This is a genomic window from Citrobacter europaeus (assembly GCF_037482245.1).
In the GTDB taxonomy this organism is placed as follows: domain Bacteria; phylum Pseudomonadota; class Gammaproteobacteria; order Enterobacterales; family Enterobacteriaceae; genus Citrobacter; species Citrobacter europaeus.
In genome coordinates this window covers 2,839,389-2,852,329 of the sequence record NZ_CP148084.1, presented here as the reverse complement: position 1 = coordinate 2,852,329, position 12,941 = coordinate 2,839,389, and the positions used below count along the sequence as shown (strand labels likewise).

Genomic DNA, 12,941 nt, shown 5'->3' with positions numbered 1-12,941 from the left:
CTTATATTGGGGGTGGTTTGTTGAGCTAATAATAGAGCGATAAATTCAGTTGTGCAATAGCCAGGAATGTAAGGAATTCAAAATTGCGCTTTATTTAGTATCAGAATTAATTCATCTGTCTTAAATTCACCACGATGTTGGGCATAAAAAAGGCTTATTGGTGAGGGGGCTTCTCCGTGGCTGAGAGTAAAAATTCAAGATTCAGGTCACATTTTATGGTGTACAAATAGTATCTCTTTGCAGTGATTTCAACCTTTTGTATTAGTTTTGCTTACATGAATTCACTAATACATGGTGACAGTGGGTAGATTCAATAACAATAAGGAAAGGGTTTCTTTATTGCCGCAAGAAGATAAGTGGCATGGATAAATTTCATGAGCACTATTTGTGAAAGAGTGTGTATATACCCGTCCAGTTTCAGGCTGCCTGAGCTATGTCTGAGTGTACTCACGCTCCCTTGTAGCTTAAAGGGCCGGTTATTTAGGCGTCACTGAGCGAGTATGCACGTGCATTTATACGCCTTTGCGGACAACGCTACACCGACACTTTCGTGAAATATGCTACAATCCCGCCCATATTTATTTCCCCGGGTGAGGGCCTACGCTCAATGGCACAGCTATATTTTTACTATTCTGCAATGAATGCCGGTAAGTCGACTGCATTGCTGCAATCTTCGTACAATTATCAGGAACGTGGGATGCGTGCCGTTGTATATACAGCGGAAATTGATGACCGCTTTGGCGCTGGAAAAGTAAGTTCACGTATAGGTCTGTCGTCACCTGCAAAATTGTTTAACCAAAATTCATCATTGTTCGAAGAGATTCGCGCTGAGAATGAACAGCAAAGAATTCACTGCGTACTGGTGGATGAGTCGCAGTTTCTGACTCGACAGCAGGTTTATGAATTATCTGAAGTGGTCGATCGGCTGGATATTCCCGTGCTGTGCTATGGGTTGCGCACAGATTTCCGCGGTGAGTTATTTGGCGGTAGCGAATACCTGCTGGCATGGTCAGATAAACTGGTTGAATTAAAAACCATTTGTTTCTGTGGGCGTAAGGCCAGCATGGTGTTACGACTTGATCAGTCTGGAAGACCTTATAATGAGGGCGAGCAGGTGGTGATCGGTGGGAATGAACGCTATGTATCGGTATGTCGTAAGCATTATAAACAGGCACAGTCTGAGGGCTCTCTGACGGCGATACAAGAACGGCATTGCCACGACTAACTCTACGCGCTTCTGGGCGCTTATTAGCACAGGGTAGGCTTACGACCATTCGCTAATGTTCGCTACCCTGTCAGACTCTCTCCTGACGCTATTCTCATATCCTCCTGGTCACACTTCTCTACACGCTGCTGAATGGGTCATACGCCGATTTTAAAAAGCAAGACGTAAAAAAAAACGGTCCCATCAGGGACCGTTTATGGTGAAACTAAAACTTATCTGGACGAATTAAGCGGATTTCTTCGCTTTCTTCTCAGCTTTCGGTGCTGCTACTGCTTCAGTCTTAGCGGCGGCTTGGCCTTCGCTGTATTCGCGACCGTAGTAGGTATCCAGCAGGATCTGTTTCAGTTCAGCAATCAGCGGATAACGTGGGTTAGCACCAGTACACTGGTCATCAAACGCATCTTCAGACAGTTTGTCCACGTGTGCCAGGAAGTCAGCTTCCTGAACGCCAGCTTCACGGATAGACTTAGGAATACCCAGTTCAGCTTTGATTTCTTCCAGCCAGGCCAGCAGTTTCTGGATTTTTGCAGCAGTACGGTCACCCGGTGCGCTCAGACCCAGATGGTCTGCGATTTCAGCGTAGCGACGACGAGCCTGCGGACGGTCGTACTGGCTGAATGCAGTCTGTTTAGTCGGGTTGTCGTTGGCGTTATAACGAATAACGTTGCTGATCAGCAGGGCGTTCGCCAGACCGTGAGGAATGTGGAACTGAGAACCCAGCTTGTGCGCCATTGAGTGACATACACCCAGGAAGGCGTTAGCAAACGCGATACCGGCGATGGTTGCTGCACTGTGTACACGCTCACGCGCTACCGGGTTTTTAGAACCTTCATGGTAAGACGCTGGCAGGTTTTCTTTCAGCAGTTTCAGCGCTTGCAGAGCCTGACCGTCAGAGAACTCAGAAGCCAGTACGGAAACGTAAGCTTCCAGAGCGTGAGTTACTGCATCCAGACCACCGAACGCACACAGTGACTTCGGCATATCCATAACCAGGTTGGCGTCAACAATCGCCATATCCGGAGTCAGCGCATAGTCAGCCAGCGGATATTTCTGACCCGTTGCATCGTCAGTAACGACCGCAAACGGAGTTACTTCAGAGCCGGTACCGGAAGTGGTGGTGACGGCAACCATCTTCGCTTTCACGCCCATTTTCGGGAACTTGTAGATACGTTTACGGATGTCCATAAAGCGCAGCGCCAGTTCTTCGAAGTGGGTTTCTGGATGTTCGTACATAACCCACATGATTTTCGCGGCGTCCATCGGGGAACCACCACCCAGCGCGATGATCACGTCTGGTTTGAAGGAGTTAGCCAGCTCAGCACCTTTACGTACAACGCTCAGAGTTGGGTCAGCTTCAACTTCAAAGAACACTTCGGTTTCAACGCCAGCAGCTTTCAGAACAGAAGTGATCTGGTCAGCGTAGCCATTGTTAAACAGGAAGCGGTCGGTCACGATCAGCGCACGTTTGTGACCATCGGTAATCACTTCATCCAGTGCGATTGGCAGAGAGCCACGACGGAAGTAGATAGATTTCGGAAGTTTGTGCCACAACATGTTTTCAGCTCGCTTAGCAACGGTTTTCTTGTTGATCAGGTGCTTAGGACCAACGTTTTCAGAGATGGAGTTACCACCCCAGGAACCACAACCCAGAGTCAGGGAAGGCGCGAGTTTGAAGTTGTACAGGTCACCGATACCACCCTGAGATGCTGGGGTGTTAATCAGGATACGTGCGGTTTTCATCATCTGACCGAAGTAAGCAACACGTTCTGGCTGATTGTCCTGGTCGGTGTACAGGCAAGAGGTATGACCGATACCGCCCATCGCAACCAGTTTTTCAGCTTTAATAACGGCGTCTTCGAAATCTTTCGCACGGTACATTGCCAGCGTTGGAGACAGTTTCTCGTGAGCAAACGGTTCGCTTTCGTCAACAACTTTAACTTCACCGATCAGAATCTTAGTGGTTTCTGGTACGGAGAAGCCCGCCAGTTCAGCAATTTTGTATGCCGGCTGACCAACGATAGCCGCGTTCAGCGCGCCATTCTTCAGGATAACGTCCTGGACTGCTTTCAGCTCTTTGCCTTGCAGCATGTAGCCGCCGTGAGTCGCGAAACGCTCACGCACTGCGTCGTAGACGGAGTCAACAACGACAACAGACTGTTCAGAGGCACAAATTACGCCGTTATCGAAGGTTTTAGACATCAGAACAGATGCAACAGCACGTTTGATATCAGCGGTTTCGTCGATAACAACCGGGGTGTTACCTGCGCCTACGCCGATTGCCGGTTTACCAGAGCTGTATGCTGCTTTAACCATGCCTGGGCCACCTGTCGCAAGGATCAGGTTGATGTCCGGGTGGTGCATCAGCGCGTTAGACAGTTCTACTGAAGGTTGATCGATCCAGCCGATCAGATCTTTCGGGGCGCCAGCAGCGATGGCTGCCTGCAGAACGATGTCAGCTGCTTTGTTGGTTGCATCTTTAGCACGTGGGTGCGGAGAGAAGATGATGGCGTTACGCGTCTTCAGGCTGATCAGAGATTTGAAGATTGCAGTAGAAGTCGGGTTGGTGGTTGGAACGATACCGCAGATGATACCGATCGGTTCAGCAATGGTAATGGTACCGAAAGTGTCGTCTTCAGACAGCACGCCACAGGTTTTTTCGTCTTTATATGCGTTATAAATGTATTCGGAAGCGAAGTGGTTTTTAATCACTTTATCTTCGACGATGCCCATGCCAGATTCGGCAACGGCCATTTTCGCGAGAGGGATTCGAGCGTCTGCGGCTGCCAGAGCGGCGGCACGGAAGATTTTGTCAACCTGTTCTTGAGTGAAACTGGCATATTCACGCTGGGCTTTTTTTACGCGCTCTACAAGTGCGTTAAGTTCAGCGACATTAGTAACAGCCATAATGCTCTCCTGATAATGTTAAACTTTTTTAGTAAATCATCTGCTCGATACGAGAGTATAGACAGACCGACGAAAATTTGTGTAACGTTTTGAAAATCAAACGGTTAATTAACGTCCACTTTACCTTGATTTACTAAAAGAGCTTATGCACTAGCGCCAGTTAACTCTAACGCGTTATCTCCAGGTGGCGTAAGCAAGATTACTCACTTCTGAGTAGTAATTGCGTGATCTGGATCAAGATTTAGCAAAGCTGACACCTTTCAGCAGGCCCTTTTAGCGTTTATCGGTAAGTGTTAACAAATTGATGGGGGGAATGCTAATAACATTAGCATATTCAATACATATTAATAACACTAACTATTGGTAGCGTATTTACGTAGATATACGCAGATAGGAGGTGAAGTATGCTGACAAAAGGCGTATCTTCAGCGCGGATTTTATCAATTTTTATGACTCATTTTATCCGGCTAACGCTTCGGAGCTAACCGTGACCCAAACGCTATTTGATTTTCCTGTCTATTTTAAATTTTTCATTGGGTTATTTGCATTGGTCAACCCGGTAGGGATCATCCCTGTCTTTATCAGTATGACCAGCTATCAAACGGCTGCTGCGCGAAACAAAACCAACCTCACTGCAAACCTGTCAGTTGCTATCATCCTGTGGACTTCACTGTTCCTTGGCGACGGTATTTTGCAACTCTTCGGTATCTCGATCGATTCGTTCAGGATTGCCGGCGGCATTCTGGTAGTGACTATCGCGATGTCGATGATTAGCGGAAAACTTGGCGAAGATAAGCAAAATAAACAGGAAAAATCAGAAACAGCAATTCGTGAAAGTATTGGTGTAGTGCCACTGGCGTTGCCGCTGATGGCGGGGCCTGGGGCGATAAGCTCAACTATCGTTTGGGGTACGCGCTATCACAGTGCAATTAACCTGTTTGGCTTTTTCGTCGCGATTGCGTTGTTTGCCCTGTGCTGTTGGGGACTGTTTCGCATGGCGCCATGGCTGGTACGACTGTTAGGCCAGACCGGCATCAACGTCATTACGCGTATTATGGGGTTGTTGTTGATGGCTCTGGGGATCGAATTCATCGTGACTGGAATCAAGTCCATTTTCCCCGGTTTGCTTGCCTGATATCCCTCTGCGGGATAAACGGAGCCGCTTGCGGCTCCGTTTCTTTTCATTATTAGTAAAACTTCTCACTAAAGTTGAAAATCAGCATAGTAATAATAAAAAATGCTGATGGTTATTCATTTGTTTATTCATTGATTTTATGAATGTAACACTCATCCGTCCGCCAGAGAGAGTCTGATATCGCTGTTATTTAATTAACATCATACTCTGGGGCTTGCTGAAGGATTATCGAAATGTTATTAGTTATTTCAGCGTTTTTTTCAGTTGAATGTGCTAATTAATAACCAATTGTTAAATTTATGTGCATTTTGGCATGATGTTGACTCCGGACAGGGTAGTTAACACCGTGCTTGATGTAGTGCATTGATTTTTATAGATTTATTATAACAGGCCTTCATTCGTAAGACTTTCTTAGTGAGATTTATTTCCAATAAAAGAGAATTGGTTAACAAATTTGTAAAATGTATTGGCGGTTAAGAAACGCATTTGATACTTTCCGGCCAGGTATTATGCAGAAGAATTCACGTTGATGAGAATCATTTGCAGTTAGTTTCTCTCAACAGGGTAATAGTGTGTTTCCGGCAGGGGAGGCACGTAGATAATCGACGTAAGGCGGTCATACGAATCGCCAGAATAAATAAAGTCGGTGATAGCAAGCAGTAAAACAAAAAACGACCTGACGGCAGAAAATCTCCGATGCCGTACAGTGATCCTGACAGGATTAACAGTCTGGTTAAAAAACCAGCCATAATAATGAGGGAGTACAAACACAATGACTAACATCACCAAAAAAAGTTTAGTAGCTGCGGGGATCTTAACTGCGCTAGTCGCTGGAAATGTTGCCACGGCGGCAGTTGTGCCAGCGGGAGTACAGCTTGCTGAAAAGCAGACTCTGGTGCGTAATAATGGTTCGGAAGTTCAGTCGCTCGATCCGCATAAAATCGAAGGTGTACCTGAATCCAACATTAGCCGCGATCTGTTTGAAGGTTTATTAATCAGTGATGTCGATGGCAAACCATCGCCTGGCGTGGCTGAAAAATGGGAAAATAAAGATTTTAAAGTCTGGACATTCCATCTGCGTAAAGATGCTAAGTGGTCTGACGGCACGCCTGTCACCGCGCAAGATTTCGTGTATAGCTGGCAACGACTGGCTAACCCAAATACCGCGTCACCGTACGCCAGTTATTTGCAGTACGGTCACATCGTCAATATTGATGATATTATCGCCGGCAAAAAGCCGGTCACCGATCTCGGTGTTAAAGCTCTTGATGACCATACCTTTGAAGTCACACTGAGCGAGCCTGTTCCTTATTTCTACAAACTGCTTGTGCACTCATCTGTTTCACCGGTTCCTAAAGCCGCGGTTGAAAAATACGGTGAGAAATGGACCCAGCCCGCTAATATCGTCACCAATGGCGCATACAAACTGAAAGATTGGGTGGTCAACGAGCGCATTGTACTTGAACGTAATGCCAATTACTGGGACAACGCTAAAACGGTGATTAACCAGGTGACCTACCTGCCAATTGCTTCTGAAGTGACTGACGTTAACCGCTATCGCAGCGGCGAAATCGACATGACCTATAACAACATGCCGATCGAGTTATTCCAGAAACTGAAAAAAGAAATCCCGAACGAAGTTCACGTTGACCCGTATCTGTGCACCTATTATTACGAAATCAACAACCAGAAAGCGCCGTTCAACGATGTTCGTGTCCGTACTGCCCTGAAACTGGCGATGGATCGTGACATTATCGTCAACAAAGTGAAAAATCAGGGCGACCTGCCTGCGTATAGCTTTACCCCTCCTTACACAGATGGCGCGAAACTGGTTGAGCCAGAGTGGTTCAAATGGTCTCAGGAAAAACGTAACGAAGAAGCGAAAAAACTGTTGGCTGAAGCCGGTTATACCGCTGAAAAACCGTTAACCTTTAACCTGCTGTATAACACCTCAGACCTGCATAAGAAGCTGGCTATCGCCGCGGCATCTATCTGGAAGAAAAATCTGGGCGCCAACGTGAAGCTGGAAAACCAGGAGTGGAAAACATTCCTCGATACGCGCCATCAGGGTAACTATGATGTTTCGCGTGCTGGCTGGTGTGCGGATTACAACGAACCAACCTCCTTCCTGAACATGGTGCTTTCCGACAGTTCTAACAACACCGTCCATTATAAGAGCCCGGCTTTTGATAAGCTGATTGCGGATACGCTGAAAGTGACCGATGAAGCACAGCGTAGCGAACTGTATTCAAAAGCAGAGCAGCAGTTGGATAAAGATTCTGCGATTGTACCGGTTTATTACTATGTGAACGCCCGCCTGGTGAAACCATGGGTTGGCGGATACTCCGGTAAAGACCCGATGGATAATATCCACGTTAAAGACTTGTATATTATCAAGCATTAATGGCAAGACGTGGGGCGATCAAGGTTGCCCCACAGTGTCTTTTTCTTCGAACTATAAATACCGCTTTACCTGAACGTCGGGGCAGAAGGGGTATAAAGGCACACGCCAGAAGGTACGGGCAATGTTAAAATTCATATTACGTCGCTGTCTGGAAGCGATTCCGACGCTATTTATTCTTATTACAATTTCATTCTTTATGATGCGCCTTGCGCCGGGAAGCCCATTTACCGGAGAACGCGCGTTACCGCCAGAGGTACTGGCAAATATTGAAGCGAAATATCATCTGAATGATCCTATCTCGACGCAGTACTTCAGCTATCTGAAGCAGCTGGCACATGGCGATTTTGGGCCATCCTTTAAATATAAAGACTATACGGTAAACGACCTCGTTGCCTCGAGCTTTCCGGTTTCTGCGAAGCTTGGCGCTGCCGCCTTTATTCTGGCCGTCCTCGTGGGCGTTAGCGCCGGGGTGATAGCCGCGCTGAAGCAAAATACGCGCTGGGACTACACGGTGATGGGGGTGGCAATGACCGGGGTCGTTATCCCCAGTTTCGTGGTCGCTCCCTTATTGGTCATGATATTTGCCATAACCTTGAAATGGCTACCCGGCGGGGGCTGGAACGGCGGGGCGCTGAAATTTATGATCCTGCCGATGGTGGCCTTGTCACTGGCCTATATCGCCAGTATCGCCCGTATTACTCGCGGCTCGATGATTGAAGTACTGCACTCTAACTTTATTCGTACTGCACGCGCTAAAGGGCTGCCGATGCGGCGGATTATTTTCCGCCATGCGTTAAAACCTGCGCTGTTGCCCGTGCTGTCCTATATGGGGCCAGCATTTGTCGGCATTATCACCGGTTCGATGGTTATTGAAACCATCTATGGTTTGCCGGGCATTGGCCAACTGTTCGTCAATGGCGCGTTAAACCGCGACTATTCGCTGGTTCTGAGCCTGACCATTCTGGTGGGTACGCTGACCATCGTGTTTAACGCGATTGTCGATGTGCTGTATGCCGTTATCGACCCGAAAATTCGTTACTGATACTGGAGCTCGCTATGATGTTAAGTAAGAAAAACAGCGAAGCGCTGGAGAATTTCAGTGAAAAGCTGGAGGTCGAAGGCCGCAGCCTGTGGCAAGACGCGCGTCGACGCTTTATGCATAACCGCGCGGCGGTAGCAAGCCTGGTGGTGCTGGTGATCATTGCGTTGTTTGTGACGCTGGCGCCGATGCTGTCGCAGTTTACCTACTTCGATACCGACTGGGGCATGATGTCCAGCGCGCCGGATACGGAGTCCGGACACTATTTCGGCACCGACTCGTCGGGTCGTGACCTGCTGGTTCGTGTGGCGATTGGCGGGCGTATCTCGCTGATGGTCGGCATTGCCGCGGCGCTGGTGGCGGTAGTCGTCGGTACGCTGTACGGCTCTCTGTCGGGCTATCTCGGCGGTAAAATCGACTCGGTGATGATGCGTCTGCTGGAAATCCTCAACTCCTTCCCTTTCATGTTCTTTGTGATCCTGCTGGTTACCTTCTTTGGACAAAATATCCTGCTGATTTTTGTTGCTATCGGAATGGTCTCCTGGCTCGATATGGCGCGTATCGTGCGTGGACAAACGCTGAGTCTCAAGCGCAAAGAGTTCATTGAAGCAGCACAAGTGGGTGGAGTGTCTACCGTACGCATCGTTATCCGTCATATTGTGCCGAACGTGCTGGGCGTAGTGGTGGTATACGCTTCATTGCTGGTGCCGAGCATGATTCTGTTTGAATCCTTCCTGAGCTTTTTGGGATTAGGTACGCAAGAACCGTTAAGTAGTTGGGGCGCGCTGCTCAGTGATGGTGCCAACTCGATGGAAGTCTCACCATGGCTGCTGCTGTTCCCGGCAGGTTTCCTGGTGGTCACTTTGTTCTGTTTTAACTTTATTGGCGATGGCCTGCGTGATGCCCTCGACCCGAAAGACCGTTAAGGAGTGCAGCCATGAGCGTAATTGAAACCTCAACCGCGCCGCTCGCGCAACAACAGGCTAACGCACTGCTGAACGTAAAAGATCTGCGCGTGACGTTTGCCACCCCCGATGGCGATGTTACCGCAGTAAACGATTTAAATTTTTCTCTGCGAGCCGGAGAAACGCTGGGGATTGTCGGGGAATCCGGTTCGGGCAAATCGCAAACGGCGTTTGCTCTGATGGGCCTGCTGGCCGCAAATGGCCGTATCGGGGGTTCTGCAACCTTCAATGGGCGTGAAATTCTGAACTTACCGGAACGTGAGCTGAACAAACTGCGCGCCGAGCAAATCTCGATGATTTTCCAGGACCCGATGACTTCTCTCAATCCGTACATGCGGGTCGGCGAGCAGTTGATGGAAGTTCTGATGCTGCATAAAGGCATGAGCAAAGCGGAAGCTTTTGAAGAGTCTGTCAGAATGCTGGATGCGGTGAAAATGCCGGAAGCGCGTAAGCGCATGAAAATGTATCCGCATGAATTCTCCGGCGGCATGCGTCAGCGCGTAATGATCGCCATGGCGCTATTGTGCAGGCCTAAATTACTGATAGCCGATGAGCCGACCACCGCACTCGATGTGACGGTACAGGCGCAAATCATGACGCTGCTGAATGAACTGAAAAGTGAATTCAACACCGCGATTATCATGATCACCCACGACCTGGGGGTTGTTGCCGGTATTTGCGATAAAGTTCTGGTGATGTACGCCGGACGTACTATGGAATACGGTAGCGCGCGGGATGTCTTTTATAAACCCGTTCATCCGTATTCAATTGGTTTGCTGAATGCCGTACCTCGTCTGGATGCCGAAGGGGAAGAGATGCTGACTATCCCTGGCAACCCTCCGAACCTGCTGCGCCTGCCAAAAGGCTGTCCATTCCAACCGCGTTGCCCGCATGCGATGGACATCTGTAGCAGCGCTCCGCCACTGGAGGAATTTAGTCCGGGCCGTCTGCGCGCCTGCTTTAAACCGGTGGAGGAACTGGTATGAATGCGGTCACCGAACAACGAAAAGTGCTCCTGGAGATTGCCGATCTTAAAGTCCATTTCGACATTAAAGATGGCAAACAGTGGTTCTGGCAACCGTCTAAAACCCTGAAGGCGGTTGATGGCGTAACCCTGCGACTGTATGAAGGTGAAACCCTGGGCGTGGTAGGCGAATCAGGCTGCGGAAAATCGACCTTTGCCCGTGCGATCATCGGCTTGGTGAAAGCCACCGATGGAAAGGTCGCCTGGCTGGGTAAAGATTTACTGGGCATGAAACCCGATGAGTGGCGCGAGGTGCGCAGCGATATCCAGATGATTTTCCAGGATCCGCTGGCATCGTTAAACCCGCGTATGACCATTGGTGAAATCATTGCCGAACCGCTGCGGACTTATCATCCGAACCTGCCGGGTCAGGAAGTCCGCGACCGTGTGAAGGCGATGATGATGAAGGTTGGATTACTGCCCAACCTGATTAACCGCTACCCGCATGAGTTTTCTGGTGGTCAGTGTCAGCGTATTGGTATTGCCCGCGCGTTGATCCTCGAACCGAAGCTGATTATTTGCGATGAACCCGTTTCGGCGCTGGACGTATCCATTCAGGCCCAGGTGGTGAACCTGCTGCAACAGCTTCAACGTGAAATGGGATTATCGTTAATCTTTATTGCCCACGACCTGGCGGTGGTTAAACACATCTCCGACCGCGTGCTGGTTATGTATCTCGGCCATGCCGTGGAATTGGGGACCTATGACGAGGTGTACCATAACCCGCTGCATCCATATACCAAAGCGCTGATGTCTGCGGTGCCGATCCCCGATCCGGATCAGGAAAGGAACAAGGTTATCCAGTTGCTGGAAGGCGAATTACCGTCGCCGATAAACCCTCCTTCCGGCTGCGTGTTCCGTACGCGCTGCCCGATTGCCGGACCGGAATGCGCAAAAACGCGTCCGGTTCTCGAAGGAAGTTTCCGACACGCCGTTTCCTGCCTGAAAGTAGACCCGCTATAATCGTGAGGGCTGACAAAGGTCAGCCCTTTTTTTGGTGAGGTATCTGTGCCAGGTTTAGTCTCTTCCGTCCGCCGCGCGCTCTATCGCAAGTTATTCGATTTAAATACCCGTTCCGGGCGTCGCTTTGAAGGTCTGTGCGCGCTGTTCGCCTTGCTCAGCGTTATTGTTATCTTCATTGAGTCCGGAGTAGGGACGCAATACCATTTAACTTACGATGAATGGCATATTTTTGTCTGGCTGGAGATCTTTATCACTCTGGTCTTTACTCTCGAATATCTTCTGCGCTTATGCTGCTGGGCCAACCCTGCTAAATATGTGTTTAGCTTCTGGGGGATAATCGACCTGGCCACTATTCTGCCACTGTATGTGATGTGGCTATGGCCTGAAATAAGTCTGAGTTATGTCTTCGCCTGGCGGGCGATGCGCGTCCTGCGCGTCCTGCGCATTCTCAAGTTGCTGCGCTTTATGCCTTCCCTGCGTGTGTTCTGGAATGCGTTAAAAAGCGCCCGGCATCAGTTGATGCTGTTCTATTCTTTTATTGCCATTCTGATGGTGGTTTTTGGCGCGATGATGTATCTGATAGAAGGGCCAAAATATGGCTTTACTACGCTGAATGCGTCGGTGTATTGGGCCATTGTAACGGTCACTACCGTCGGCTATGGCGATATCACTCCTCACACGCCGTTGGGACGTATGGTCGCGTCTGTGCTTATCCTGATTGGTTACTCGGTGATTGCGATACCGACGGGATTGATTACCACACACATGAGCAGTGCTTTCCAGCATCGACAGAATGAACGTAAATGTCCCCAGTGCCAGCAGGCGCAGCACGAACATAGCGCGCAGTTTTGTAACCGCTGCGGAAGTAAACTACCGGGCTAAAAATGAAAAAAGCTGCGAGAGCAGCTTTTTTGTTTGATTATTCACGCCAGAGAATATGGCAGAGTTTGTGATCTTTTTCGCGACATAATAAAACGCGCGCAAAAATATCGTTAATCTCGCCATCTTCTGTATCTGCCAGACCAATCACCACTTCGGCAAAGAAATCAGGGTTCAGGTCAAAATCAACATGCTCCTGCCAGTCTTCTGCCGGATCGAATAACTCGGCACCGCCGCGCTCTTCAAACTGCAAATTGAACAGAATGATATCTGCCGGATCGAGGTTGTCCACAGCCAGTTCGAGAAAAATATCGTAAGCCTGCTCAAGCGTTTCGTCTTCAGTCAGACGATTGTTCAAATCCATATCCATAATGACTACCTGTTTACTGTCTGATGGGCACGT

Annotated in this window: 10 protein-coding genes; 8 read left to right on the top strand and 2 right to left on the bottom strand. The window is 48.9% G+C overall.

Going from position 1 to position 12,941, the window contains the following annotated elements:
- Positions 1–607: 607 nt before the first annotated feature.
- Complete coding sequence (tdk, locus tag WHR59_RS13515) at positions 608–1,225, top strand: thymidine kinase (protein ID WP_043016130.1); 618 nt, start codon at positions 608–610, stop codon at positions 1,223–1,225.
- Between the two features lie 225 nt (positions 1,226–1,450).
- Here the strand turns inward: tdk and adhE are convergent, their stop codons facing one another.
- Positions 1,451–4,129, bottom strand: a complete 2,679-nt coding sequence (adhE, locus tag WHR59_RS13510) for a bifunctional acetaldehyde-CoA/alcohol dehydrogenase (protein ID WP_043016131.1) — start codon at positions 4,127–4,129, stop codon at positions 1,451–1,453.
- 487 nt (positions 4,130–4,616) lie between these two features.
- Here adhE and ychE point away from each other — a divergent pair, with 487 nt between their 5' ends.
- The 7 genes from ychE to WHR59_RS13475 all read left to right on the top strand — a co-directional run bounded on the left by ychE (position 4,617) and on the right by WHR59_RS13475 (position 12,541).
- Positions 4,617–5,264 (top strand): NAAT family transporter YchE, encoded by a 648-nt coding sequence (gene ychE / locus WHR59_RS13505; RefSeq protein WP_047413468.1) that lies wholly within the window; start codon positions 4,617–4,619, stop codon positions 5,262–5,264.
- Positions 5,265–6,036: 772 nt separating this feature from the next.
- Positions 6,037–7,668 (top strand): oligopeptide ABC transporter substrate-binding protein OppA, encoded by a 1,632-nt coding sequence (oppA, locus tag WHR59_RS13500; RefSeq protein WP_047410770.1) that lies wholly within the window; start codon positions 6,037–6,039, stop codon positions 7,666–7,668.
- Positions 7,669–7,789: 121 nt separating this feature from the next.
- Complete coding sequence (oppB, locus tag WHR59_RS13495) at positions 7,790–8,710, top strand: oligopeptide ABC transporter permease OppB (RefSeq protein WP_003020708.1); 921 nt, start codon at positions 7,790–7,792, stop codon at positions 8,708–8,710.
- A gap of 14 nt (positions 8,711–8,724) precedes the next feature.
- Positions 8,725–9,633, top strand: coding sequence for an oligopeptide ABC transporter permease OppC (gene oppC / locus WHR59_RS13490; RefSeq protein WP_003020701.1), 909 nt, complete (start codon positions 8,725–8,727; stop codon positions 9,631–9,633).
- 11 nt (positions 9,634–9,644) lie between these two features.
- Positions 9,645–10,658, top strand: a complete 1,014-nt coding sequence (gene oppD, locus WHR59_RS13485; protein WP_043016133.1) for a murein tripeptide/oligopeptide ABC transporter ATP-binding protein OppD — start codon at positions 9,645–9,647, stop codon at positions 10,656–10,658.
- Positions 10,655–11,659 (top strand): murein tripeptide/oligopeptide ABC transporter ATP-binding protein OppF, encoded by a 1,005-nt coding sequence (gene oppF, locus WHR59_RS13480; RefSeq protein ID WP_003020696.1) that lies wholly within the window; start codon positions 10,655–10,657, stop codon positions 11,657–11,659. Before oppD ends, oppF begins: the two co-directional genes overlap by 4 nt.
- 45 nt (positions 11,660–11,704) lie before the next feature.
- Positions 11,705–12,541, top strand: a complete 837-nt coding sequence (locus tag WHR59_RS13475) for an ion transporter (RefSeq protein WP_043016134.1) — start codon at positions 11,705–11,707, stop codon at positions 12,539–12,541.
- 37 nt (positions 12,542–12,578) lie between these two features.
- Here WHR59_RS13475 and WHR59_RS13470 read toward each other — a convergent pair whose 3' ends face one another.
- The gene (locus WHR59_RS13470; RefSeq protein ID WP_043016135.1) at positions 12,579–12,908 is read right to left on the bottom strand and encodes an HI1450 family dsDNA-mimic protein; all 330 of its coding nucleotides are present in this window, start codon (positions 12,906–12,908) and stop codon (positions 12,579–12,581) included.
- Positions 12,909–12,941: the final 33 nt, after the last annotated feature.